This window comes from Streptomyces chiangmaiensis (assembly GCF_036281785.1).
GTDB lineage: Bacteria > Actinomycetota > Actinomycetes > Streptomycetales > Streptomycetaceae > Streptomyces > Streptomyces chiangmaiensis.
The window spans coordinates 1-23,512 of sequence record NZ_JAYWVC010000053.1 but is presented as its reverse complement, the minus strand read 5'-3'; the positions used below and the strand labels follow the sequence as shown (position 1 = coordinate 23,512).

Genomic DNA, 23,512 nt, shown 5'->3' with positions numbered 1-23,512 from the left:
AGATGTATGCTCATGCTCGCTGTCGCCGCAGGGGAATCCGGTGCGAATCCGGAACTGTCCCGCAACGGTGTACTTGTGCGTGTCCGTCCCCCCGACGGGCGCGTGCTCGCGTCAGTCCGAGGACCTGCCGACAGTGCGCCCGGCCGGTCCGGCCCGGGCGCCCGACGTCCGGGTCTCGTGGAATGGGCCGGTGGACGCGACGCCGCGTGCGCTCGTGAGCTGCCCCCTGCCCTCCGCCAGGCCCCCGTGCCGAGCGAGGGAGAGCCCCACGTGACCATCGCGCCAGCCGATCGGGCTTCAGCGACACCGTCCACGACACCGACGGTGACCGACGGTCCCGGTGCCGCGCTGCTGCGGACCTTGACCGGGCTGACCGCCGACCTCCCCGACGCCGACCCCGCACGGGTCGCCGCCGCCGCACTGCGCGGCCGGTCCGCTCGCGGGGACTCCGAGATCGTCACGGAACTGCGCGAGTTGGCCACGGAGGCGGCCGCCGGCCTCATCTCCGAGGACCCCGCCTACTCGAAGCTGGCCGCCCGGCTGCTGACGATCGGCATCCGTGCCGAGGCCGCCTCCCAGGGCGTCACCTCCTTCACCGAGTCCGTCGCGGTGGGACACCGGGAAGGGCTCATCGCCGACCGCACCGCCGAGTTCGTACGCCTGCACGCCGATTACCTCGACGCCCTCGTCGACTCCGACGCCGACGACCGCTTCGGCTACTTCGGCCTGCGCACCCTCCACAGCCGCTATCTCCTCCGGCACCCGATCACCCGCAAGGTCATCGAGACGCCCCAGCACTTCATGCTCCGGGTCGCCTCCGGTCTCGCCGGGGACGACACCACCCGCTCGGTGGACGAAGTCGCCTCGCTCTACGGGCTCATGAGCCGCCTCGACTACCTGCCCTCCTCCCCCACGCTCTTCAACTCCGGCACGCGGCACCCGCAGATGTCGTCCTGCTACCTGCTCGATTCCCCGAAGGACGAGCTGGACTCCCTCTACGAGCGCTACCACCAGGTCGCCCGCCTGTCCAAGCACGCCGGCGGCATCGGTCTGTCGTACTCGCGCATCCGCTCCCGCGGGTCCCTCATCCGGGGCACGAACGGGCACTCCAACGGCATCGTCCCGTTCCTGAAGACCCTCGACGCCTCCGTCGCCGCCGTGAACCAGGGCGGCCGCCGCAAGGGTGCCGCCGCCGTCTATCTCGAGACCTGGCACTCCGACATCGAGGAGTTCCTGGAGTTGCGCGACAACACCGGCGAGGACGCCCGCCGCACGCACAACCTCAACCTCGCGCACTGGGTCCCGGACGAGTTCATGCGCCGGGTCGACGCCGACGGGCAGTGGTCGCTGTTCTCTCCGTCGGACGTGCCGGAGCTGGCCGACCTGTGGGGCGAGGAGTTCGATGCGGCCTACCGGGGGGCCGAGGCGGCGGGTCTGGCGAAGAAGACCATGCCCGCGCGGGATCTGTACGGCCGGATGATGCGCACCCTCGCGCAGACCGGCAACGGCTGGATGACCTTCAAGGACGCCGCCAACCGCACCGCCAACCAGACGGCCGAGCGGGGCCATGTCATCCACTCCTCCAACCTCTGCACGGAGATCCTGGAGGTCACGGACGACGGGGAGACGGCGGTCTGCAACCTGGGCTCCGTCAACCTCGGCGCGTTCGTCGGCCCCGCGAACGGCGATCTGGACTGGGAGCGGCTGGACGCCACCGTCCGCACCGCCGTCACCTTCCTCGACCGCGTCGTCGACATCAACTTCTACCCGACCGAGCAGGCGGGCCGCTCCAACGCCAAGTGGCGTCCTGTCGGCCTCGGCGTCATGGGTCTGCAAGACGTCTTCTTCCAGCTGCGTCTGCCCTTCGACTCCCCCGAGGCCAAGGCCCTCTCCACCCGGATCGCCGAGCGCATCATGCTCGCCGCGTACGAGGCCTCCGCCGACCTCGCCGAGCGCAACGGCCCGCTGCCCGCCTGGGAGAAGACCCGTACCGCCCGGGGCGTGCTGCACCCCGACCACTACGGCATTCAGCCGACCTGGCCGGAACGCTGGTCGGCCCTGCGGGAGCGGATCGCCGCCGTCGGCATGCGCAACTCGCTGCTCCTGGCCATCGCGCCGACCGCCACCATCGCCTCCATCGCGGGCGTGTACGAGTGCATCGAGCCGCAGGTCTCCAACCTCTTCAAGCGCGAGACACTGTCCGGCGAGTTCCTCCAGGTCAACTCGTATCTGGTGAAGGACCTCAAGGAGCTGGGCGTCTGGGACGCACGCACCCGTGAGGCGCTGCGCGACTCGAACGGCTCGGTGCAGGACTTCGCCTGGATCCCCGAGGACGTGCGCACGCTGTACCGCACCGCGTGGGAGATTCCGCAGCGCGGCCTGATCGACATGGCCGCCGCCCGGACCCCGTTCCTGGACCAGGCCCAGTCCCTGAACCTCTTCATGGAGACACCGACCATCGGCAAGCTCTCCTCGATGTACGCGTACGCGTGGAAGCAGGGCCTGAAGACGACGTACTATCTGCGCTCGCGTCCCGCGACCCGCATCGCCCGCGCCGCCCAGGCCCGCCCGGCCATCCCCCTCCAGCAGGTCGCCGACCCCGAAGCCGTCGCCTGCTCCCTTGAAAACCCCGAGTCCTGCGAGGCCTGCCAGTAATTCCCACCCGCCACCCGACCACCACCCCAGGAGGACGGCGCTTCGCGCCGACAGTAATAAACCGACCCCGCCACCCGACCACCACCCCAGGAGGACGGCGCTTCGCGCCGACAGTGATGAACCGACCCCGGAACCTGCTCGACCCCGGCTTCGAGCTGACTCTGCGCCCGATGCGCTACCCCGACTTCTACGAGCGGTACCGCGACGCCATCAAGAACACCTGGACCGTGGAGGAGGTCGACCTCCACTCGGACGTCACCGACCTCGCCAAGCTCACGCCGGGCGAGCAGCATCTGATCGGCCGTCTGGTCGCGTTCTTCGCGACGGGCGACTCGATCGTGGCGAACAATCTGGTGCTGACGCTCTACAAGCACATCAACTCCCCCGAGGCACGCCTGTATCTGAGCAGGCAGCTCTTCGAGGAAGCGGTGCACGTCCAGTTCTATCTGACGCTGCTGGACACCTACCTGCCCGACCCGGAGGACCGGGCGGCGGCGTTCGCCGCGGTCGAGAGCATCCCCTCCATCCGCGAGAAGGCCGAGTTCTGCTTCACATGGATGGACTCGGTGGAGCAGGTCGACCGGCTGGAGACCGAGGCGGACCGCCGGCGCTTCCTGCTCAACCTGATCTGCTTCGCCGCGTGCATCGAGGGCCTCTTCTTCTACGGCGCCTTCGCCTACGTCTACTGGTTCCGCAGCCGTGGCCTGCTGCACGGTCTGGCCACGGGCACCAACTGGGTGTTCCGCGACGAGACGATGCACATGTCCTTCGCCTTCGACGTCGTGGACACCGTGCGCAAGGAGGAGCCGGACCTCTTCGACGACGCGCTGGAGCGGCAGGTCACCGACATGCTGAAGGAGGCCGTCGAGGCCGAGCTGCAGTTCGCGCGCGACCTGTGCGGTGACGGCCTCCCCGGCATGAACACCGACTCGATGCGGCAGTACCTGGAGTGCGTCGCCGATCAGCGCCTCACGCGCCTCGGCTTCGCCCCCGTGTACGGCTCCGAGAACCCCTTCTCCTTCATGGAACTCCAGGGTGTTCAGGAGCTGACCAACTTCTTCGAGCGGCGTCCTTCGGCGTACCAGGTGGCGGTCGAGGGCACCGTCGACCTCGACGAGGACTTCTGAGTCCGCATTTTCTCCTGTCCTTCCCGTGCCTCCTGGGCCTCCCTGATCTGTCGGTCGATGCGCCGCTCGTGCGCGGCACCGATCAGTGACGGGAGGACCAGGAGAACCAGGGCTGCGAGGACGACGGCCATGCCGATCAGGGCTTCCGTCTGGTTCGTGTTCATGTACATCACTGTCCCGCCGGATGCTGCTTACCGTCAGTGGCAGGGCTGCCGCACACTCTCGAATTACTGCCACTTCCGAGGCACACTGGTCGCATGCTGAAGAACGTGGCCGCCGTCCTGCTCGACGGTGTGCACCCCTTCGAACTCGGCGTCGTGTGCGAGGTGTTCGGCATCGACCGCAGTGACGAGGGGCTCCCGGTGTACGACTTCGCCGTGGTCTCGGCGGAGGGCCCCTCGCTCCGCACCCACGTGGGTGGTCTCACGGTCTCGACGCCGTACGGACTGGACCGGCTGGAGGAGGCCGACCTGATCGCCGTGCCGGCCGGCAACGAGTACGTCACGCGTGACTATCCGCCCGAGTTGCTCGACGCCCTGGTCCGGGCGGCGGAGCGGGGCGCACGCGTCCTCAGCGTGTGCTCGGGGGTCTTCGTGCTGGGCGCCGCGGGGCTGCTGGACGGGCGGCGGTGCAGCGTGCACTGGCGGCACGCGCGGGAGCTGGCCCTGCGCAACCCACGGGCGGTCATCGAACCTGACGTCCTCTATGTCGACGAGGACCCGGTGATCACCTCCGCCGGCACCGCCGCCGGCATCGACGCCTGCCTGCACATCGTGCGCAAGGAGCAGGGTCCTGAGGTCGCCAACAAGATCGCCCGGCGCATGGTGGTTCCGCCGCACCGCGACGGCGGCCAGGCCCAGTACATCGAGAGGCCCCTGCCCCGGTCGCAGTGCGACACGGTCGCCGAGGTGCTGGCGTGGATGGAGCGGAACCTCGACCAGGAGGTGACCGTGGAGCAGCTGGCCGTCCGCGCCCATATGTCGCCGCGCACCTTCGCCCGCCGTTTCCAGCAGGAGACCGGCACCACCCCGTACCGCTGGATCCTGCGCCAACGGGTGCTGTTGGCCCAGGAGTTGCTGGAGGGCACCGACGAGACGATGGACACGATCGCCGACCGCACCGGCTTCGGCACGGCGGCGGCGCTGCGGCATCAGTTCGTCCGCGCCCTCGGCATCACGCCGTACGCCTACCGGCGCACGTTCAGGGGCCCGCAGGCCGCCTGAACGTGCGCCGGAACGGTCACCGGGGCAGGGGCTTCAGCAGCAGCCTGCGCGGGCGCAGTGTGATGCCGATGCGGGGCCTGTCGTCGGAACCGGGTGCCTGCTCGAAGCGGTAGGCGGATGCCACCGCCGCCGTGATGAGCGTGAGTTCGGCCATCGAGAAGTGGTCGCCAGGGCACTTCCGGTTGCCCACGCCGAACGGGGTCATCGCGTACTTGGGGACGTCCTTGGCGCGTCCCGGAAGCCAGCGGTCGGGATCGAACTCCGCGTGCCGCTCGTACGACCGGGGGTCGCGCTGTATGGCGTACGGGCTGTACACGACGTCGGCCCCGGCCGGAATGCGATACCCGCCGAGCGCGGTGTCGGTCACCGCCCGCCGCGTCAAAATCCATACGGCGGGACGCAAACGCATTGTCTCGACGATGACATTCCCGGTGTGCGGCAAGTTTCGGACATCATCGAATGAGACCGGCCGCTCGCCCACGACCGTTTTCACCTCTCCGTGGATCTTGTCCGCCTGATCCGGGTGATCCGTAAGAGCCTGGAGCAGCGACATGACCATGGAACCCACTGTTTCGCTGCCGGCCGTGACGATGGCGACGACCTGGTCGTGGATCTCCTGTTCCCCAATGGGCTCGCCATTCTCGTCCTTCGCCGCCAGCAAAGCCGAGAGCAAATCGTCCGGCTTTTGACTGGATGCCCGGCGGGCAGCGACGATCTCGTCGACCAGGAGATGCAAATCGGCCAACGCCCGGTTGAATTCGCGGTTGGCCGGGAGCGGCAGGCGATACAGCGGTCCGAGCGGTATCACCATGCGTTGGTACATGCCGCTGAACAGTGTGGCGAGGGCTGCGCATATCCGCTCGGACCGCTCGTCCATGTAGCTGCCGCGCATCAGGCAGCGGGCGGCGACCCGGACGGCCACGCGGAACGACTCCGCCATGACGTCGATGGTCGCGCCGGACTGCCAGCGCTCCACGAGAGCGTGCGCCTCCTGCGCCATGATCGGCCCGTAGGCGGGGATGGCCTCCAGCCGGAAGGCAGGCTGGATCGACCGCCGCTGACGCTGGTGCAGCGGCCCGTTGGTGGTGGCCACCCCCTGCTTGCCGAGCAGCCCCTCGAGCGACTCCCACAGCGGGCCGCCGATCTTGAAGTCGGTGCTGAGGGCGAGGGCGCCGGTGAGCTCCGGGGTGGTGATGGCGTACACCGTCTTCGGCCCGAGCTTCAGCCGTACGACGTCACCATCGTCACGCAGCCCGGACAGAAAGCCCAGCGGGTCGCGGGCCAGCTTCAACCCGTGGCCGAGACCGGGCACGCCGCCCGCGGCGACCGGCGGGACGCGGAGCTCCGCCGGGGCCCCGGACCGTGGGGGTGCCCCCTTCTCGGGCGGAGCGGAGAGGTCGGGGGACGATTCCAGGGTCATTTCTCACCTGCCGCTTCGTTGTTGACGTACGGGGGTGTCGAGCGATCGTCCCAGCTGTCGACCATGTACCGGCCGGACTCGTGGTGGAACCAGTACACGGTGCTGAACCAGTTCCGCATGTTCGCGACGATCGCCTTCATGGCGGCGCTCAATTCCCGGCCGCGCACGGTGTCGTCCGCGAGGGAATCGGCGAAACACAGCGCCTCTTTTTCGGCGACGAGGAAATCCGATATACATTCCTCGACCCGTCGGCGTACTTCCTTCACAGCCTCCTCGAGCGTCAACCCCTCATGATGGATGAGACTGATTCCGAGATTGTGGACCTCGTCCCCCGCGATTTCCTTGGGGAGTGAACACAGGTCGTTGTACCAGGCCGCGAATTCCTGGCTCAGCAATGCCGCCCGCCGGTATCCGGGATGTTTCCGCACGGCGTCCGGCAGCTCTGTCTGCGCGCTCGGCTCCAGCAGATCGGTCCAGATCCAGTGCGCGAAGGTGAGCCGGCGGAGTTCGAGATAGGCCTCGACCGTCGGGACGATCCCGGAGGTGCGGTTGCGGAACTCCCGGTCGTACGCCTCGATCACCGCGTGGAAGTGCCGGGCGAAGCGTGCGTTCCACTTCTTGCCCAGGAACGAGTACAGCCGCACCATGCTGTCCGCGAACCCCGCGACCAGGGGATCCGGGTGGTGCAGATGGTCCCTGGGAGAGTCCAGGGCCTCGTGCAACCGGAACCTCAGGCGCTGCCAGGCGACGGGCCGCCGGTGGACGATGTCACGGTCGTGGCGGTCGTCCCAGACGAAGAACCACGCACTGTAGTCCGCTATCGCCTGCAGGACCTCGTCGGGGGCACCTATGTAGTAACCCGCCATGAGGTCGGTGTAGCACAGTCCGTCGGCATGTTCTTCGACCTTGTCCGCCGGCATCAGCCGCTTTTCCAGCAGCCAGGAACGCGTCTTCTCCTGCAGGCGGGGCCAATATGGGTGCAGTCGACGAGGAAACTCGGCCTCGATCACCGGCAAGGAGAGCGCCGGTGGAACCGCGACCACGATCGCCGTCGATGAAGTGCTGTGTGGGAAAGCTGGCACGAACAAACCCCTCTCAGCCGCCGGTTGGCGACGCACCCCTCCCGCCGTGCCGGGCGCGCGCCGTTGCGTATCCCCGCGCTTTCCATTGAGCACTACAACTGACCGGTCTGGGAACGGATTTGCTCCACTCACCACCCCATAGTGCCGAGAATCTCCCCGCGTGACTGAATATGGATCAGTTCAGGCGCACAAGGGATCGAACGTGCGACGCACATGTGAACGGCGCCTGTTCGGGAGTGGTTACCCGACCAGGCGCCGCCGCAAGGACCGTCAGTCGTTGGCCACCACGGGGTAGCGGGGCTCGTTCTCTGCCATCTGCCGCAGGGCGTCCTTGCGCTCGCGCTTGGAGAGCCGGTCGATGTAGAGGTACCCGTACAGATGGTCCGTCTCGTGCTGCAGACAGCGAGCGAAGTAGCCGGTGCCACGCACCTTGATCGGGTTGCCCTTCTCGTCCTGGCCGGTCACCTCGGCGTAGTCGGGGCGGGCGAGCGGCGCGTAGGCGGTCGGCACGGACAGGCAGCCCTCGTTGCTGTCGTCCAGACGGCGCTTGTCGGCGGGCAGGTCCACCAGCTTCGGGTTGCAGACCACCCCGACGTGCCGCACACCTTCGTCGTCCGGGCAGTCGTAGACGAAGACCTTCAGGTCGACGCCGATCTGGTTGGCGGCAAGACCCACTCCCTCGGCGGTGCGCTGGCTGGTGAACATGTCCGCGACCAGTTGCTGGAGTTCCTCGCCGAACTCGGTGACGTCCTTGCACTCCTTGTGCAGTACCGGGTTCCCGACGACTGTGATGGGCCGCGAGACGCCCCGCTCACGCCAGGCGGTCTCACGCTCCTCCGGGTCCTCGGTGTCGATGACGAAGCCCTCGTCGTCCACGGGGAGCACGCCCGCGTGCTGCTGATCGGTGTCCTGCTGCGCCATGACCGACGTATGCCTTCCTGCAACCTGTGAGAAATCCTGCGACTACAGCCTACGGGGCCGCGCCTTGCCGCCCGCGCCGTGATCCGTGGCCCGGAGTCCGCCTCAGCAGACCTCTTCGAGGTCCCGCCAGTCCCGGGAATCGGGGCTGTCCGCGACCCAGCCGTCGAGCAGCCCGCGCACCAGCGAAGCGGGCGCCGCGATGCCGCACTCGCGCTCCGGCACCCACAGCTGCCCGTCCGTGCGGTGCCCCAGCGGCCCAGGGTGCCCCGGCTCGCTGTGATCGTGCGGATCGAGGTGCTCGCCGTCGCCCTCGTCGGCCGGCATCCGGGACTCGGAGCACATCCGGCACAGCAGCCGCACGGACGACGACCAGTCCTCGGCGGCGAAACCGGCGTCGGCGGCCAGCTGTTCCAGCGCGTCCCGGTCGTCCTCGGTCGCGGCCTCCAGCAGGACGACCCAGGTGGGCACCGGCGAGGGCGCCCACAGCTCGATCTCGTCGAAGACCGGATAGGTGTGCCCGGCGGCCGTCGTGCGCTCGCCGTGCGGTACGCCGTCGTGCAGCACGACCTCGCCCCAGCGGCGCCCGGAGGACGGCAGCGGGATGGACAGCACCTCGATACGCGCGGGATCCAGCCTGCGCCCCCACACGACCTCGGCCTCGCCCTCCGGGGACAGCCGCACGGCCGCGCTGCCCAGCTCCATCTCGGTGAGCTCGTCGGAGACGGCGGCGCCTCCCCCAGCCTTCGGCCGGGAGGGGCCCCCAGGCACCTTCAGGCCGTACGCCTGCCAGGCCCGACGGGCCAGCGGCCAGTCCTGCAGGGCGGTGGCGGCGATGCCCACGTTCCACCAGTCGGGCGCCCCGGACTCCTTCTCCAGCAGGGCCACGGCGCGCAGCCCGGCGGTGCGGGCCTGCTCCCAGTCGTGGCGGAACTTGTGCAGCAGGGCGAGGTTGAACCAGGACTCCGACAGCCAGGGCTCCAGGTCCGCGGCTCGGGTCAGCAGCGCCCCTGCGTCCTCGTACCGGCCGTCGCCGATCAGGGTGAACGCGCGGTCGGTGGCCTGCCGCCAGGAGGCGGAGGGCCGGTGCCGTCCCTTCCCGAAGATCCTCACGATTCCCGCCTGCCAGTCCCTTGCGATTCCCGCCTGCCGGTTCCTTGACGTCCGCGGGGGCCACGGGCCGAGCTGTGCCCCCGAACACCCTCTCCTCGCATCCAACCACGTACCGCCGGACGGGCGCTCATTACCCATGGGTTACCCCGCCAGGGCCAGGGTCAGACCGTCTCTCTGCAGCACCCTGGCGAGTGACTCCACGACCTCCGGCTGGTAGTCGCGGGCGCAGGCGAGCCGCAGGCGCTCCAGCGCGCTGAGCGGTCCCCCCGGACCCGTTTCCTCCCGCGCCATCTCCTCGTACGCGTTCACCGTCCGGACGATTCTTGCGTTGACCGGCTGCTCCCGGTAGAGGTCCGCCTGCCGTTCCACCACGACCGCGACCTCCGCGTCCACTCCGGTCTGGCGAACGACGGCCCCGCCCAGGAGCGCTATACGTCGCTGTTCCTCGGCCGGCAGCGAAGCGGTGGCACCGGCGGGCACGGGGTCGACGAGGCTGAGCTGCCCGATGTCGTGCATGAGGGCCGCATACTCCAGGACGGTCAGCTCGGGCTCGGACAGCCCGAGCTCCCGGCCGACGGCCTTGCTCAGGGCGGCCACGCGGCGGGCGTGCCCCGCGGGCGTGTACCCGGCGATCTCGGTGGCGCGCGCGAGGGAGGTGATCGTCTGCCGGTAGGTGGTGCGCACGGCCGCGTACCGCCGGTAGGAGAGCTGGGTGAGCAGCAGGGGCAGGGAGAACACCGGCAGCGCCCACAGGCCCACGACCGCGACCGCGAGCGACATGACGGCGCCGGTCGCGCACACGGCCGAGCCGATGCCCAGTGTGGCCCGCAGTTCGTCGCGCAGCAGCGGCCCGAACGGCCAGCGGGTCCGGAAGTGTGCCAGCGCGGCGGCGAGCACGGCGTCGCACAGGGTGGTGAGTACGAGCAGCGCGACAACGAGCAGGTCGTACGTGGGTCCGCCCCAGCCGTGCAACCTGCCGTGCTCGTAGATGGGTTGGAAGCAGACGGCGGCGAAGGCGACGGTGAGCAGCCGTCGGGTGAGGTGGTCGGCGGTCGACCCATGGCCGCGGGCGGCGTGCGGGACGCAGCCGGCCAGGGTGGCCGCGAGGACGACGGTGACGACCTGCTCCACCCCGTGGTGGGCCGGCTGCCCGGCGTACTGCCCGAGCAGGGCGTAGGAGAGCGCCGCCGCCGCCCCGAGGGGAGCGGGCTCCCGCTCGCCCCCGTCGCTCCACCGGGCCAGCTCCCCCACGGCGATGAGCACCCCGAAGGCCAGGGCGACGACGGGGTGGTCGAGGCCACGCCAGAGGAGGAGGCCGAGGCAGCCGGCGGCCAGAGCCGCGGCCGCCACGCGGGCGAGGACGAGGGGAAGACGGCCGGCGGTCATGCACCACCCCCGCCGGGGCGCTGCACCGCCGGTTCACCGGCCACGGGCGGGACTGGTGCCGGCACGATCCCGTGCTCCTCGTCCGCCGTCACCGCCGGATGCCAGCCGTGCCGGTCCAGCGCGTGGATCAGCGCTCGCACCATCGCCGGATCGAACTGCGCCCCCGCACACCGCCGCAGTTCCTCCAGCGCCGCCGGGACGGGACGGGCGCGCCGGTAGGAGCGGGTCGAGGTCATCGCGTCGAAGGCGTCGGCGACCGCCACCACCCGGGCGAACTCCGGGATCTGGGTGCCCACGAGCCCGTAGGGGTATCCACTGCCGTCGAGCCGCTCGTGGTGGTGGAGGATCGCGGACCGCGCCTCGCCGAGGAACCCGATCCCGCGCACCATCTCGTGGCCGTACTCGGGATGCAGTTCGATGATGCGCCGCTCCTGAGGGGTCAGCGGTCCGTCCTTGCGCAACAGCCGGGTGGGAACACCGAGTTTGCCGACGTCGTGCAGGATGCCTGCGAACCGGAGCACCTCGACGCGCTCGTCGTCCATGCCGAGCTCGCGCGCGATCATCATCGATGCCTGCCCGACCCGCTCGCTGTGCCCTCGGGTGTACCCGTCCTTGATGTCGACCGCCTGCACGAGCGCGCGGATCGTCGCCTGGTGGGCCGCCCGCTCCCGGTGGTACTGGGCGAAGACCCAGCAGGACACGTACATGGGCAGCAGCACGAGCAGGGCGGCGACCGGCCCGTAGGGGCTGCGCCACAGCACCGCCATCATCAGGCCGGCGAGCCCGTGCACGGCGACCGGCGCCAGGGAGCGCAGGAAGAGCCCGCTCCAGGAGGCGCTCCCCGACACCCCCTCGGCCAGCGCCAGGATTCCGGCGTCGAGCGCGGTCAGCGTGAGACAGAAGGCCACCACGGCGGCCCCGGCGGTCAGGAGCGCGTAGGGGAAGTGCGGGCCGACCACCGCGTCGCGGCCACCGAGCGCCCAGTGCGTGCGCGACGCCGTCCATACGGCGAGGGCGAGCTGGGCCGCCCGCCAGGCGCGGCGCAGCCACGGCGGCCGTCCGGCGCCTCGGGCGAACAGCGCCCCGGGCAGCGGGACGAGCGCGGCGGCCGAGGGCGGCAGCAGAATGGCCCCGGCGAGCAGCACGGGGAAGAAAGTGCCCATACCCTCGGGGGCCCGGGGACCGGCGAGGTGCGTTCCCGCTCGGGCGCGGCCGAGCACGCGGGGCAGGGGAATCTGCTCGCAGCCTGCGTAGAGCGCGGCGAGCAGCACGACCGCCCGCAGATGGACCGGGAGGTCGGGGGCGGGAGCCACACACAGCAGGGCGGCGAGGACGGCACACCCGACATACACGCGTGCCCACGGCCGAACCGGCCCCATGACGCACCTCCCCCGCAGCCCGCACCCGTCCCGCACCGGGCGGGCCCGGTCGTGCCCCTTTCAGGCTCCGGAGCCTAGAGGCGAGGCAGTCGGCGTGGGCGGCATTGGGAGAATCCGCGGGTCGATGACCCGCGGATTAGCACATTCGGGTGACGATCCACCGCGGGTTGACCTTCGGGGGCCCGAACTGGCGTTCAGGATTCCTGCGGCGTCGCGGTCACATCGTGCTCGGGCACCGTCTGGCCCGAACGGATCAGGTCGATACGGCCCATGACCTTCGCCCGGAGGTCGCTCGGCACGTCGTCATGCCCGCAGCACCGCTTGACCAGCTTCTTCACGGCCTGCTCCAGCCCGTACTTCTCCAGGCACGGCGAGCATTCCTCGAAGTGGTGCTGGAACTTGGTGCGGTCGACGTCCGGCATCTCACTGTCGAGGAACTCGTAGAGATGGTCGAGGACCTCACTGCAGTCCGTCTCGTGCGGCTCTCCGCAGCTCATGAGCCCGAGCCTTTCGCTTGGTCCGACTCTCCGGCGCCGGCCGGGACCAGCCCGCGCTCGCGGGCGTAGTCCTCGAGCATGCCGCGCAGTTGACGGCGGCCCCGGTGCAGCCGGGACATCACCGTGCCGATGGGTGTCCCCATGATGTCCGCGATCTCCTTGTAGGCAAAGCCCTCTACGTCCGCGAGATAGACGGCGATGCGAAATTCCTCGGGGATCGCCTGCAGCGCTTCCTTCACGTCCGAGTCGGGCAGGTGGTCGAGCGCCTGCGACTCCGCGGAGCGCAGACCGGTCGACATGTGCGACTCGGCACGGGCGAGCTGCCAGTCCTCGATCTCCTCGGCCGCGCTGCGCTGGGGCTCGCGCTGCTTCTTGCGGTACGAGTTGATGAAGGTGTTGGTGAGGATCCGGTACAACCACGCCTTGAGGTTGGTGCCCTCACGGAACTGGTGGAAGGACGCGTACGCCTTCGCGTACGTCTCCTGGACCAGGTCCTCGGCGTCGGCCGGGTTGCGCGTCATGCGCAGCGCGGCCGAATACATCTGGTCGAGGAATTCGAGCGCGTCCCGCTCGAAGCGCGCGCTTCGCTCGCCGGACGTCTCCGCGCCCGTGCCCCGGCCCTCGGGCTGCTCCGCCTGGCCGTGTTCGGTCCCTGCGTCGGTCCCAGGTACCGGACCCACCTCCTCCAGCAATGTGGCAGGACCAAAACCGGTCCCACTGGAATCGGAGGATAGACGAACATCCTTACCCGCCGCCGCCCGAATAGGCGTGGCCTTGGCCGCCTGCAACACCGTCCAGTCCAGGTCAGCGCTGCTGCGGCGGCTCGGGCAGATGGTCGAACCCATGCGGCGGACTTCCTCTCGTACGTACGGTGCAGCACATGCGGCGTGCCGTCTGATCCGCACAACAGTGGTCCGCCCCCCGGCATTCCCGGGAGTCACCCGAGTGACGCGGCCCACTTCACGACAGCGTCGGCGACGGTCCCCAGTGCCTCTTCCCGGGTGATGCCGGCGCGCCGGGGAACCGCGAGGCCGTGATCGCCGTACGGCACCTCGACGATGTCGTACGAGCCCTTCGGGAACTCCTCCGGCTTACCGAACGGGTCGTTGCCGCCCTGCACGACGAGCGTGGGCACGCCCGCACCGAGCAGTTCGTCGGCCCGGGACTTCTCCGGCCTGCCCGGCGGGTGCAAGGGGAAGCTCAGCGCGAGAACGGCGGCGGCGCCGAGCTCGCCCGCCGTACGGCAGGCGACCCGGGCCCCGGCACTGCGCCCTCCGGCGATCACGGGCAGCCCGGGCTTCTCCAGGACGGGCCACACCCCGCGCCAGCCCACGTCCAGCGTCTTCGGAGCGGGTGCCACCTTCTTGCCGGCGACACGCCAGGGCTGCTCCACCAGGACGACGCTCACGGCGTGTGCGGGCAGCACCCGGGCCAGGACCTGCAGGTCGGGAGCCCCGATGCCCCCGCCGGCACCGTGGCTCAGGGCGAGCACGAGTCTCGGCCTCTTCGCCCTGTGCCAGGTGACGCGGGCCGTTCCGGCGTCGGTCGCGACGCTCTCTGTCACATCCGTCACGTCAGAACAGTGTGCCCGCTTCGGGCCCGGCGATCTCCTTCATCAGCTCCGGGCCGTTGTTGCGGACGTTGCTGACCGCCGTGGAGACCGGGTAGGCGCGCATCAGACCGGGCGGCGGCGCGTCGAGCTGGGAGCGCAGATCGTCGGTGTCCGTGCGGGAGGGGTCGAGCCAGGCGTCCCAGCGGTCCGGGGTGAGCATGAGCGGCATACGCGGGTGGATCTCGGACAGGGAGTACGGGCCCTCGGCCGGGGCCACGGCCAGCGGCGTCGTCTCCGCCTCCGTCGTGATCACCGAGCAGGTCGCCCACCAGGCCTGGGGGTGGTCGTCGGGCAGGGTCCGATCCCGCCAGAACTCGTACAGGCCGGCCATCGCGAAGACCGAGCCGTCGGCGGGCAGTACGAAGTACGGCTGCTTGCGTGGCCTCTTCTTCCTGCCCTCCACCTCCAGATCGCGCTCGTCCTTGCCGGTGACCCATTCGTAGTAGCCGTCGGCCGGCAGGATGCAGCGCCGGGTCGCGAACGCGCGGCGGTACGACGGCTTCTCGTGCACCGTCTCGGCGCGCGCGTTGATCATCCGGGCCCCGCCCTCGGGCGACTTCGCCCAGGACGGGACGAGGCCCCACTTGAGCCTGCGCAGCTGGCGAACCGGCCGCTGGTCGTCGGCGTCCTTCACTGGACGGTCCAGGACCGCATAGACCTCCTTGGTCGGAGCCACGTTGTAGTCGGGGGCCAGGGCCTCCTCCGGCCCCCTCCCCCAAGCACTCGGCTCCGCTCGTGCAGGGGGGACCCCCATCTCGATCTCGAAGATTCCTGCGAGATCCTCGGGCCTGCGACTCGCTGCATACCGTCCGCACATACGTGCAACACTGCCAGACCCGACGAGAGCCCAGGAGCCACCACCCCCCATGGACACCCTCGCCTCGACATCGCTGAGCGCGCTGCCCGACCTTTGGGACCGGATCTTCGGGAGCCAGCCCGATCCCGATCTGTGGGTGGTGATCGCCACCCTGGTCGCCGCGCTCGCCGTGGTCGTCCCGCAGGGCGCGTGGCGGATATCGCGCAACACCGTCACCATCGCGCACGAGGGCGGCCACGGCCTGGTCGCGCTGCTCACCGGGCGCACCCTGACCGGTATCCGGCTCCACTCCGACACCAGTGGCCTCACCGTCAGCCGCGGCAAGCCGTACGGCCTCGGCATGATCCTCACGGCGGCCGCGGGCTACACCGCTCCCCCGCTCCTCGGCCTCGGTGGCGCGGCGCTGCTTGCCGCCGGACACATCACCCTGCTGCTGTGGCTGGCCACGGCCCTGCTCCTGGTGATGCTGGTGATGATCCGCAACGCCTACGGGGCGCTGACCGTGGTCCTCACCGGGGGCATGTTCCTGCTGGTGTCGTGGCTGGCCGGTCCGCAGGTCCAGGCGGCCTTCGCGTACACGGTGGTGTGGTTCCTGCTGGTCGGCGGCGTACGTCCGGCGTTCGAACTGCAGGCGAAGCGGTCGCGCGGCGGTGCCGGGGACTCGGACGCGGACCAGCTGTCCCGGCTCACCCATGTGCCGGCGGGCCTGTGGCTCTTCCTGTTCCATGTGGTGTCGCTGTGCTCGCTGATGGGGGGAGGCCGGTGGCTCCTGCGGATCTGAGAGGCCCGGCACGCCGGCGGCCACGGATGGGCGACCGCCGGTGCCGTGCATCCGTCCACAGCACGCTCTGCCCGACATATCAGACAACGGTTTCGCTCAGATTTCGCCGCCTTTGATCAAGATCTACGAACTGAACCAGCCACTACAGTGGGGTCCATGACCGTGAACCCCGCGCAAACCGTCCTCTGGCCCGCCCCGCACGCGAGCGGAGCCGTCGATGCGACGGTCCACGTGCCGGGATCCAAGTCGGTCACCAACCGCGCCCTCGTCCTCGCCGCCCTCGCCTCCGAGCCCGGCTGGCTGCGCCGGCCCCTGCGCTCCCGCGACACGCTGCTGATGGCGTCGGCCCTGCGCGCGATGGGCGTGGGCATCGAGGAAGGGGTCGGCCCCGACGGCTCGGGCGAGACCTGGCGGGTGATCCCCGCCGCACTGCACGGCCCGGCCACGGTCGACGTCGGCAACGCAGGCACCGTGATGCGCTTCCTGCCCCCGGTGGCCGCCCTTGCCGACGGGCCCATCCGCTTCGACGGGGATCCGCGTTCGTACGAGCGCCCCCTGAACGGCGTGATCGACGCCCTGCGGGTCCTCGGCGCCCGGATCGACGACGACGGCCGCGGCGCGGTGCCGCTGACCGTGCACGGTGGCGGCGCTCTGGACGGCGGCCCGGTGTCGATCGACGCGTCCTCGTCCTCCCAGTTCGTCAGCGCCCTGCTGCTGTCCGCGCCGCGCTTCAACCAGGGCGTCGAGGTCCGCCACACCGGCTCGACGCTGCCCTCCATGCCGCACATCCGCATGACCGTCGACATGCTGCGCGCGGTCGGCGCCCAGGTGGACACCCCGGAGTCCGGCGGCGAACCCGACGTCTGGCGGGTCACCCCGGGAGCCCTGCTCGGCCGGGACCTGACCGTGGAGCCGGACCTGTCCAACGCCCAGCCGTTCCTCGCGGCCGCCCTGGTGGCCGGCGGCAAGGTCGTCATCCCCGACTGGCCGGCCCGCACGACCCAGCCCGGGGACCGGCTGCGCCAGATCTTCACCGAGATGGGCGGTTCCTGCACTCTGACCGAGCGTGGCCTGGAGTTCACCGGATCGGGTGCCGTCCACGGCATCGACGTGGACCTCGGCGAGGTCGGCGAGCTGACGCCCGGCGTCGCTGCGGTCGCCGCCCTCGCGGACTCGCCGTCCACCCTGCGCGGCGTGGCCCATCTGCGCCTGCACGAGACGGACCGGCTGGCCGCGCTCACCAAGGAGATCAACGAGCTGGGCGGCGACGTCACCGAGGCCGCCGACGGCCTGCACATCCGCCCGCGCCGCCTGCACGGCGGGGTCTTCCACACCTACGACGACCACCGCATGGCCACGGCGGGCGCGATCATCGGACTCGCGGTCGACGGCGTGCAGATCGAGAACGTGGCGACGACGGCCAAGACACTGCCGGACTTCCCCGACCTGTGGACCGGGATGCTCGGGGACTGACGGGCGGACCTGAGATCATGCGGCGCTACGGCAAGCACACCGACGAGGACGACATCCGCACCCGCCCGAACCGCAGGGGCAACCGGCCACGCACCCACATCCGGCCCAAGCACGAGGACGCGGCCGAGGGCATGGTCCTCACCGTCGACCGCGGCCGGCTCACCTGCCTCGTCGACGGCCGTACGGTCGTGGCGATGAAGGCCCGGGAGCTGGGCCGCAAGGCCGCGGTGGTCGGCGACCGCGTCGCCCTCGTCGGTGATCTGTCCGGCGCGAAGGACACCCTCGCGCGCATCGTCCGCATCGAGGAGCGCACGTCCCTCCTGCGCCGTACCGCCGACGACGACGATCCGTACGAGCGTGTGGTCGTCGCCAATGCCGACCAGCTGGCCATCGTCACCGCGCTCGCCGACCCCGAACCGCGCCCGCGTCTGATCGACCGCTGCCTGGTGGCCGCGTACGACGGCGGCCTCGACCCGCTGCTCGTGATGACGAAGTCGGACCTCGCCCCGCCCGACACGCTGCTGGAGCTGTACGGGGCGCTGGACATCCCCTATGTCGTCACCAGCCGCGAAGAGCTGGAGAACGGCGACGCCGCGGACCGGGTGCGCGAACACCTGGCCGGCAAGGTCACGGCCTTCGTCGGGCATTCCGGAGTGGGCAAGACGACGCTGGTCAACGCCTTGGTGCCGAAGGAGCGGCGGCGCACCACGGGCCATGTCAACGCGGTGACCGGCCGCGGGCGGCACACCACGACGTCGGCCCTCGCGCTGCCGCTGCAGGAAGCCGGGGACTCCCCCCTGCCCGAACCGGACCAAGGGTCCGGGGAAGGCTGGGTCATCGACACCCCGGGCGTACGCTCCTTCGGCCTTGCGCACATCGATCCGTCCCGCGTGATCCACGCCTTCCCGGACCTGGAGCCGGGAACCGAGGGCTGTCCCCGTGCATGCAGCCACGACGAACCGGACTGCGCGCTGGACGCGTGGGTGGCGGAGGGGCACGCGGACCCGGCGCGGCTGTACTCGCTGCGCAGACTGCTCGCCACCCGCGAGCGGAAGGAAGGGGACTGACCTCTACGGTGTTTGGGTCCGTCGCGGGCAGGTAAATGCTTACCTCGCGCCGGGCCTGATCCGACCGGACGAGGCAGTCGACGTGGGGATGCGGGAGGACAAGACAATGGCGTGGCTGCTGGTCATCGTGGCGGGGCTTCTCGAGACCGGTTTCGCCGTCGGCCTCAAACTCTCACACGGCTTCACCAGGCTCTGGCCGACGGTCGCGTTCTGCATCTTCGCGCTCGGCAGCTTCGGTCTCCTCACGCTGTCCTTGAAGAAGCTGGACGTGGGTCCGGCCTACGCGGTGTGGACCGGCATCGGCGCGGCCGGTACGGCGATCTACGGCATGATCTTCCTGGGTGACCTGGTCTCGACGCTGAAGATCGTCTCGATCACCCTGGTGATCGTGGGAGTGATCGGTCTGCAGCTGTCGGGATCGGCGCGCTGAGAGGCGCTTCGGCAGATGCGCCCTGAAGGGCACACCCCTCACCGAACCTGCCGCGGCCACACGATCCGCACCAGCTCCGAGACCCCACCCTCGCCGGGCGGAGCCGTCACGCACGACAGCGAGAGCCGGATGACCAGCTCACAGGAACGGGCGAGCTCCGCGACGTCTCCCTTGCTCACTCCGGGACCGGCGATCGCCGCGACGGCCCGGTCGCGGACCAGTGCCACGAAGTCCGACGGCGACGGCAGCGGGCCGTCCGCCCGCCGCTGCGCGGGAACCGCGGAGCTGGACGGCACCGCCGACAGCGTCGGCGAGGGCAGCCGCTCGCTCCAGCAGCCGGTGAGCATGGCGCGCACGAGAGCGCTGCCGCGGCCGGCCGACACGATCCACTCGGCGAGGGCGATCAGCCGCTCGCGGCGATCGGCGGGGGCGAGGAGTACCCGCTCGACACCGGCCAGATATCCGTCGGCCTCCCGGCGCACCAATGCCCGGGCGAGCCCCTCCTTGCTGCCGAACTCGTTGTAGAGCGTCTGGCGGGAGACACCGGCCATGGCGGCCACGTCCACCATGCGCACGGCCGGCCAGGGGCGGCGCTGGAGCGCCATAGAGGCGGCATCCAGTAGGGATTCCCGCGCTGCAGGCATCGTCGCCTCCCTCGGGGCCGGCATGGCGGCTCTGACGGACAGGTTTGACGCGCACACATTCACTGTCAAGGGTTCGCGGCGGCGCCGGGGGCGTGCATCGGCCACCGCACTCCGTGATCACACGGCGGTGATCCGCACCGCCGGGCCGGGAGGCCGAAAGTGACCCCCGAAGATCCTCCGGGCCGTGTGGAAGTGCCGTGCATCGGGCAGATACCGTTCGGTCATGCCCGACTATCTCGATGACCTACGGCTCGCCCATGTGCTCGCGGACGCCGCGGACGCCGCCACCATGGACCGCTTCAAGGCCCTCGACCTCAAGGTCGAGACCAAGCCGGACATGACGCCGGTGAGCGAGGCCGACAAGGCCGCCGAGGAACTGATCCGCGGCCAGTTGCAGCGCGCCCGGCCGCGCGACGCGGTCCTCGGCGAGGAGTACGGCATCGAGGGCACGGGCCCGCGCCGCTGGGTGGTCGACCCGATCGACGGCACCAAGAACTACGTGCGCGGCGTGCCGGTGTGGGCCACGCTGATCTCTCTCATGCAGGCGGGCGAGGGCGGCTACCAGCCCGTCGTCGGCGTCGTCTCCGCCCCCGCGCTGAGCCGCCGCTGGTGGGCCGCGAAGGGGCACGGCGCGTTCACCGGGCGCAGCCTGTCCTCGGCGTCCAGGCTGCGCGTCTCCCGAGTCTCCAGGCTGTCGGACGCGTCCTTCGCCTACTCCTCGCTGTCGGGCTGGGAGGAGCAGGGCCGGCTGAACGGCTTCCTCGACCTGACGCGCGCGGTGTGGCGCACCCGCGGATACGGGGACTTCTGGCCGTACATGATGGTCGCCGAGGGCTCGGTCGACATCTGTGCCGAGCCCGAGCTGTCCCTGTGGGACATGGCGGCGAACGCGATCGTCGTCACGGAGGCGGGCGGCTCCTTCACAGGCCTCGACGGCCGCCCCGGCCCGCACAGCGGCAACGCGGCCGCGTCCAACGGCATCCTCCACGACAGCCTGCTCGACTATCTGAGCGGCCGGTACTAGGCGCCTGCGGTACCCCTGTGCACCGCAGGCGCCCCTGAACTCACATCGCGCGCCCCCTTGTTGACCCGCCCTTTGCCTGCGACTCTGAAAGTCCCCCCACTTGTGAATTTGTGAAATCTTGCACAGGTTCACCGGCGGCCCGAATCCGGCGGCTCCGGAACCCTGCGCCTGTGCGTTCCCCCCGCGTACCTAGGAGGTGGCTCCGCCCCATGCTCGTCCGCGACGCCATGAGCACGGTGGTCCTCACCATCGGCCCCGCACATACCCTCCGCCAGGCAGCATCCCTGATGTCCGCTCGCCACGTCGGCGCGGCCGTGGTCCTCGACCCGGACGCAGGCGGTCTCGGGATCCTCACCGAGCGTGACATTCTCAACTCCGTGGGTCTGGGTCAGAGCCCGGACGTCGAGCGGGTCCACGCCCACACCACGACGGACGTCGTTTTCGCCACACCGGGCTGGACCCTCGAGGAGGCCGCGAGCGCGATGGCCCACGGCGGCTTCCGGCATCTGGTGGTCCTCGAACGCGGCGAACCGGTCGGGGTCGTCTCGGTCCGCGACATCATCCGCTGCTGGGCACCGGCCCGGGAGCACGTCGCCGCCACCGCCTCCTAGGCTCGCGCACGCGAACGGGCCGGAACCCCCACAGGGATTCCGGCCCGTCCCCTACGACAAGCGGTCCAACCCGGGTCAGCCGCGCACGGCCTGGACTGCGGCTTCCAGGCGCTTGCCGAAGTCTCCGTCGGCCTGACGGAAGTTGCCGATCGCGCGCTCGGCGATGTCGTCGCGCGAGACCTTGGCGATGAAGCCCGCCAGGTTGGCGATCAGGCGCTCCTTCTCGTCCTCCGACATCAGCCGGTAGAGGTTGCCCGCCTGCACGAAGTCGTTGTCCTCCGCGTGGACCGGCGCCTCGTGGTTGCCGGTGCCTGCCGTGAAGCCGTCGAACGACTGCCACAGCGGACGGTCCGTCTGGAACGGGCCGCCGAAGCTGTTCGGCTCGTAGTTCTTCGCGCCCTTGTGGCGGCCGTCGTACAGATAGCCGTCACGGGAGTGGGTACGCGCCTCGGCGGCGTGCGGGCGGTTCACCGGCAGGTGGTCGGCGTTGATGCCGACGCGGTAGCGGTGGGCGTCGCCGTAGGCGAAGAGGCGGCCCTGGAGCATCTTGTCCGGCGAAGGACCGATGCCGGGCACGAAGTGCGCGGGGCTGAAGATCGACTGCTCGACCTCGGCGAAGATGTTCTCCGGGTTGCGGTTGAGCTCCAGCTTGCCGATCTCGATCGGCGGGTAGTCCGCGTGCGGCCAGACCTTGGTGAGGTCGAACGGGTTGAAGCGGTAGGTCGCGGCATCGGCGGCCGGCATGATCTGGACCTGCACGGTCCAGCTCGGGTACTCGCCGCGCTCGATGGCCTCGCGCAGGTCGCGCTGGTGGGAGTCGGGGTCCTCACCCGCGAGCTTGCCGGCCTCTTCCTGGGTGAGGTTCTTGATCCCCTGGTCCGTCTTGAAGTGGTACTTGACCCAGAAGACCTCGCCGGCCTCGTTGTTCCACTGGTAGGTGTGGGAGCCGTAGCCGTTCATGTGGCGGTACGAGGCGGGAATGCCGCGGTCGCCGAACAGCCAGGTCACCTGGTGCGTGGACTCGGGCGACAGACCCCAGAAGTCCCAGACGTTGTCCGCCTCCTGCGAGCCCGTGTACGGGTCGCGCTTCTGGGTGTGGATGAAGTCGGGGAACTTGATGGCGTCCTTGACGAAGAACACCGGGGTGTTGTTGCCGACGAGGTCGTAGTTGCCCTCTTCGGTGTAGAACTTCAGCGCCCAGCCCCGGGGGTCGCGGACGGCGTCCGCGGCACCGAGGTTGCCGGCCACGGTGGAGAAGCGCAGGAAGGTCTCGGTCTGCTTGCCGACCTCGGAGAGGAACCTGGCGCGCGTGTACCGGGTGACGTCGGCGGTGACCGTGAAGGTGCCGTAGGCGCCCGCTCCACGGGCGTGCACCACACGCTCCGGAATGCGCTCGCGGTTGAAGTGCGCGAGCTTCTCCATCAGGAGCTGGTCCTGAACGAGCACCGGGCCGCCGACGCCCGCGGTCTCGCTGTTCTGATTGTCGGCGGCCGGAGCACCGGCCTCCGTCGTGAGCGGTCCCTGCGTCACGTGCTCCTCCTGCGTCTTTCTGTGCAAGTCCTATCTCTGGCCAAAGCCGTTTTCGATCCTACAATGGACATTATCTAAGTCAAGCAGCCTTCCAAAGTCACACCCGTTCGGAATCTGGCCCTCTTGCTGCTAGGCTGGTTGCCATGAGTGACCTGTTGGAACGGCTGCGCGGACGCGGATGGCGGATGACCGCGCAGCGACGTGTCGTGGCCGAGGTCCTCGACGGCGAGCACGTCCATCTGACGGCCGACGAGGTGCACGCACGGGCCGTTGCCAAGCTGCCCGAGATCTCCCGCGCGACCGTGTACAACACGCTGGGCGAGCTGGTCTCCCTCGGCGAGGTGCTCGAGGTCGCCACGGACCGGCGCGCCAAGCGCTACGACCCGAACGCGCACCGGCCGCACCACCACCTGGTGTGCGCCCGCTGCGGCTCGATCCGGGACGTCCACCCGACCGGCAACCCGCTCGCCGACCTCCCGGAGTCCGAGCGTTTCGGTTTCGCGGTCTCGGACGTCGAGGTGACGTACCGCGGCCTGTGCCCGGACTGCGCGGCGGCGTAACCAAGGCTCTGCGAAGGACCCCGGCACCACCGAGGTGCCGGGGTCCTTTGTCGTGCGCCGGCGCTCTGCAGGGACCACGCGGCCACCGACAGCGGGGTGCGGCGGTGCTCCGGCCGCACATGCGCCAGGGCCGGAACCCTCGATGGGTTCCGGCCCTGGACTT

At 70.1% G+C, this 23,512-nt stretch carries 22 protein-coding genes and 1 riboswitch; of the genes, 10 read left to right on the top strand and 12 right to left on the bottom strand.

Translation table 11 applies throughout. The features are described from left to right. Nucleotides 1–6 precede the first annotated feature (6 nt). A riboswitch (cobalamin riboswitch) is annotated at nucleotides 7–146 on the top strand. A gap of 124 nt (nucleotides 147–270) precedes the next feature. The 3 genes from VXC91_RS17830 (at nucleotide 271) to VXC91_RS17820 (ending at nucleotide 5,005) form a co-directional block, all read left to right on the top strand. Then, nucleotides 271–2,655 (top strand): ribonucleoside-diphosphate reductase subunit alpha, encoded by a 2,385-nt coding sequence (locus tag VXC91_RS17830; RefSeq protein WP_329508248.1) that lies wholly within the window; start codon nucleotides 271–273, stop codon nucleotides 2,653–2,655. Nucleotides 2,656–2,771: 116 nt separating this feature from the next. After that, on the top strand, nucleotides 2,772–3,782 hold the full coding sequence (locus tag VXC91_RS17825; protein ID WP_329508247.1) for a ribonucleotide-diphosphate reductase subunit beta: 1,011 nt from the start codon (nucleotides 2,772–2,774) through the stop codon (nucleotides 3,780–3,782). 257 nt (nucleotides 3,783–4,039) lie between these two features. After that, nucleotides 4,040–5,005, top strand: coding sequence for a GlxA family transcriptional regulator (locus VXC91_RS17820; protein WP_329508246.1), 966 nt, complete (start codon nucleotides 4,040–4,042; stop codon nucleotides 5,003–5,005). Between the two features lie 16 nt (nucleotides 5,006–5,021). On the opposite strand, the gene VXC91_RS17815 is transcribed toward VXC91_RS17820, so the two are convergent. From VXC91_RS17815 to VXC91_RS17770, 10 genes are all read right to left on the bottom strand, one after another. After that, on the bottom strand, nucleotides 5,022–6,425 hold the full coding sequence (locus VXC91_RS17815; protein WP_329508245.1) for a bifunctional albaflavenone monooxygenase/terpene synthase: 1,404 nt from the start codon (nucleotides 6,423–6,425) through the stop codon (nucleotides 5,022–5,024). Next, nucleotides 6,422–7,507, bottom strand: coding sequence for an epi-isozizaene synthase (gene cyc1 / locus VXC91_RS17810; protein WP_329508244.1), 1,086 nt, complete (start codon nucleotides 7,505–7,507; stop codon nucleotides 6,422–6,424). Before cyc1 ends, VXC91_RS17815 begins: the two co-directional genes overlap by 4 nt. A gap of 270 nt (nucleotides 7,508–7,777) precedes the next feature. Then, a complete protein-coding gene (def, locus tag VXC91_RS17805; RefSeq protein WP_329508243.1) occupies nucleotides 7,778–8,428 on the bottom strand; it encodes a peptide deformylase in 651 nt (216 codons plus the stop codon). A gap of 102 nt (nucleotides 8,429–8,530) precedes the next feature. Continuing rightward, a complete protein-coding gene (locus VXC91_RS17800; RefSeq protein ID WP_329508242.1) occupies nucleotides 8,531–9,538 on the bottom strand; it encodes a tetratricopeptide repeat protein in 1,008 nt (335 codons plus the stop codon). 141 nt (nucleotides 9,539–9,679) lie between these two features. Further along, nucleotides 9,680–10,924: an HD-GYP domain-containing protein gene (locus VXC91_RS17795; protein WP_329508241.1), complete on the bottom strand. Its 1,245-nt coding sequence runs from the start codon at nucleotides 10,922–10,924 to the stop codon at nucleotides 9,680–9,682. Continuing rightward, a complete protein-coding gene (locus tag VXC91_RS17790; RefSeq protein ID WP_329508240.1) occupies nucleotides 10,921–12,303 on the bottom strand; it encodes an HD-GYP domain-containing protein in 1,383 nt (460 codons plus the stop codon). Before VXC91_RS17790 ends, VXC91_RS17795 begins: the two co-directional genes overlap by 4 nt. 194 nt (nucleotides 12,304–12,497) lie before the next feature. Further along, entirely contained in the window at nucleotides 12,498–12,800 is a 303-nt protein-coding gene (gene rsrA, locus VXC91_RS17785; RefSeq protein WP_329508239.1) for a mycothiol system anti-sigma-R factor, read from the bottom strand. After that, complete coding sequence (gene sigR, locus VXC91_RS17780; RefSeq protein ID WP_329508238.1) at nucleotides 12,797–13,480, bottom strand: RNA polymerase sigma factor SigR; 684 nt, start codon at nucleotides 13,478–13,480, stop codon at nucleotides 12,797–12,799. Before sigR ends, rsrA begins: the two co-directional genes overlap by 4 nt. 257 nt (nucleotides 13,481–13,737) lie before the next feature. Further along, on the bottom strand, nucleotides 13,738–14,364 hold the full coding sequence (locus VXC91_RS17775; RefSeq protein WP_329508263.1) for an alpha/beta hydrolase family protein: 627 nt from the start codon (nucleotides 14,362–14,364) through the stop codon (nucleotides 13,738–13,740). 10 nt (nucleotides 14,365–14,374) lie between these two features. Next, nucleotides 14,375–15,229 (bottom strand): SOS response-associated peptidase, encoded by an 855-nt coding sequence (locus VXC91_RS17770; RefSeq protein ID WP_329508237.1) that lies wholly within the window; start codon nucleotides 15,227–15,229, stop codon nucleotides 14,375–14,377. Between the two features lie 49 nt (nucleotides 15,230–15,278). On the opposite strand from VXC91_RS17770, the gene VXC91_RS17765 reads away from it, so the two are divergent. From VXC91_RS17765 to VXC91_RS17750, 4 genes are all read left to right on the top strand, one after another. Beyond that, complete coding sequence (locus VXC91_RS17765; protein ID WP_329508236.1) at nucleotides 15,279–16,010, top strand: M50 family metallopeptidase; 732 nt, start codon at nucleotides 15,279–15,281, stop codon at nucleotides 16,008–16,010. A gap of 156 nt (nucleotides 16,011–16,166) precedes the next feature. After that, the gene (aroA, locus tag VXC91_RS17760) at nucleotides 16,167–17,483 is read left to right on the top strand and encodes a 3-phosphoshikimate 1-carboxyvinyltransferase (protein WP_329508235.1); all 1,317 of its coding nucleotides are present in this window, start codon (nucleotides 16,167–16,169) and stop codon (nucleotides 17,481–17,483) included. Between the two features lie 17 nt (nucleotides 17,484–17,500). Then, nucleotides 17,501–18,550 carry a ribosome small subunit-dependent GTPase A gene (rsgA, locus tag VXC91_RS17755; RefSeq protein WP_329508234.1) on the top strand — a complete coding sequence of 350 codons (1,050 nt, stop codon included), beginning with the start codon at nucleotides 17,501–17,503 and terminating at the stop codon, nucleotides 18,548–18,550. Nucleotides 18,551–18,656: 106 nt separating this feature from the next. Beyond that, nucleotides 18,657–18,980: a DMT family transporter gene (locus VXC91_RS17750; RefSeq protein WP_329508233.1), complete on the top strand. Its 324-nt coding sequence runs from the start codon at nucleotides 18,657–18,659 to the stop codon at nucleotides 18,978–18,980. Nucleotides 18,981–19,018: 38 nt separating this feature from the next. Here the strand turns inward: VXC91_RS17750 and VXC91_RS17745 are convergent, their stop codons facing one another. Continuing rightward, on the bottom strand, nucleotides 19,019–19,624 hold the full coding sequence (locus VXC91_RS17745; protein WP_329508232.1) for a TetR/AcrR family transcriptional regulator: 606 nt from the start codon (nucleotides 19,622–19,624) through the stop codon (nucleotides 19,019–19,021). Between the two features lie 223 nt (nucleotides 19,625–19,847). On the opposite strand from VXC91_RS17745, the gene hisN reads away from it, so the two are divergent. Both hisN and VXC91_RS17735 read left to right on the top strand, forming a co-directional pair. Further along, nucleotides 19,848–20,648 carry a histidinol-phosphatase gene (gene hisN, locus VXC91_RS17740; RefSeq protein ID WP_329508231.1) on the top strand — a complete coding sequence of 267 codons (801 nt, stop codon included), beginning with the start codon at nucleotides 19,848–19,850 and terminating at the stop codon, nucleotides 20,646–20,648. Nucleotides 20,649–20,857: 209 nt separating this feature from the next. Next, on the top strand, nucleotides 20,858–21,259 hold the full coding sequence (locus VXC91_RS17735) for a CBS domain-containing protein (protein WP_329508230.1): 402 nt from the start codon (nucleotides 20,858–20,860) through the stop codon (nucleotides 21,257–21,259). 75 nt (nucleotides 21,260–21,334) lie between these two features. Here the strand turns inward: VXC91_RS17735 and VXC91_RS17730 are convergent, their stop codons facing one another. After that, nucleotides 21,335–22,789 carry a catalase gene (locus VXC91_RS17730; protein ID WP_329508229.1) on the bottom strand — a complete coding sequence of 485 codons (1,455 nt, stop codon included), beginning with the start codon at nucleotides 22,787–22,789 and terminating at the stop codon, nucleotides 21,335–21,337. 143 nt (nucleotides 22,790–22,932) lie between these two features. Here VXC91_RS17730 and VXC91_RS17725 point away from each other — a divergent pair, with 143 nt between their 5' ends. Next, on the top strand, nucleotides 22,933–23,349 hold the full coding sequence (locus VXC91_RS17725) for a Fur family transcriptional regulator (RefSeq protein WP_329508228.1): 417 nt from the start codon (nucleotides 22,933–22,935) through the stop codon (nucleotides 23,347–23,349). Nucleotides 23,350–23,512: the final 163 nt, after the last annotated feature.

Excerpts from the sequence above, each read along its gene's own strand:
- VXC91_RS17825 (WP_329508247.1), top strand. The coding sequence starts at position 2,772 with ATGAACCGACCCCGGAACCTGCTCGACCCCGGCTTCGAGCTGACTCTG.
- VXC91_RS17795 (WP_329508241.1), bottom strand. The coding sequence starts at position 10,924 with ATGACCGCCGGCCGTCTTCCCCTCGTCCTCGCCCGCGTGGCGGCCGCG.
- VXC91_RS17820 (WP_329508246.1), top strand. The coding sequence starts at position 4,040 with ATGCTGAAGAACGTGGCCGCCGTCCTGCTCGACGGTGTGCACCCCTTC.
- hisN (WP_329508231.1), top strand. The coding sequence starts at position 19,848 with ATGCCCGACTATCTCGATGACCTACGGCTCGCCCATGTGCTCGCGGAC.
- aroA (WP_329508235.1), top strand. The coding sequence starts at position 16,167 with ATGACCGTGAACCCCGCGCAAACCGTCCTCTGGCCCGCCCCGCACGCG.
- def (WP_329508243.1), bottom strand. The coding sequence starts at position 8,428 with ATGGCGCAGCAGGACACCGATCAGCAGCACGCGGGCGTGCTCCCCGTG.
- VXC91_RS17750 (WP_329508233.1), top strand. The coding sequence starts at position 18,657 with ATGGCGTGGCTGCTGGTCATCGTGGCGGGGCTTCTCGAGACCGGTTTC.
- VXC91_RS17815 (WP_329508245.1), bottom strand. The coding sequence starts at position 6,425 with ATGACCCTGGAATCGTCCCCCGACCTCTCCGCTCCGCCCGAGAAGGGG.
- rsgA (WP_329508234.1), top strand. The coding sequence starts at position 17,501 with ATGCGGCGCTACGGCAAGCACACCGACGAGGACGACATCCGCACCCGC.
- VXC91_RS17725 (WP_329508228.1), top strand. The coding sequence starts at position 22,933 with ATGAGTGACCTGTTGGAACGGCTGCGCGGACGCGGATGGCGGATGACC.
- VXC91_RS17770 (WP_329508237.1), bottom strand. The coding sequence starts at position 15,229 with ATGTGCGGACGGTATGCAGCGAGTCGCAGGCCCGAGGATCTCGCAGGA.
- rsrA (WP_329508239.1), bottom strand. The coding sequence starts at position 12,800 with ATGAGCTGCGGAGAGCCGCACGAGACGGACTGCAGTGAGGTCCTCGAC.
- VXC91_RS17735 (WP_329508230.1), top strand. The coding sequence starts at position 20,858 with ATGCTCGTCCGCGACGCCATGAGCACGGTGGTCCTCACCATCGGCCCC.
- VXC91_RS17790 (WP_329508240.1), bottom strand. The coding sequence starts at position 12,303 with ATGGGGCCGGTTCGGCCGTGGGCACGCGTGTATGTCGGGTGTGCCGTC.
- VXC91_RS17765 (WP_329508236.1), top strand. The coding sequence starts at position 15,279 with ATGGACACCCTCGCCTCGACATCGCTGAGCGCGCTGCCCGACCTTTGG.
- VXC91_RS17745 (WP_329508232.1), bottom strand. The coding sequence starts at position 19,624 with ATGCCTGCAGCGCGGGAATCCCTACTGGATGCCGCCTCTATGGCGCTC.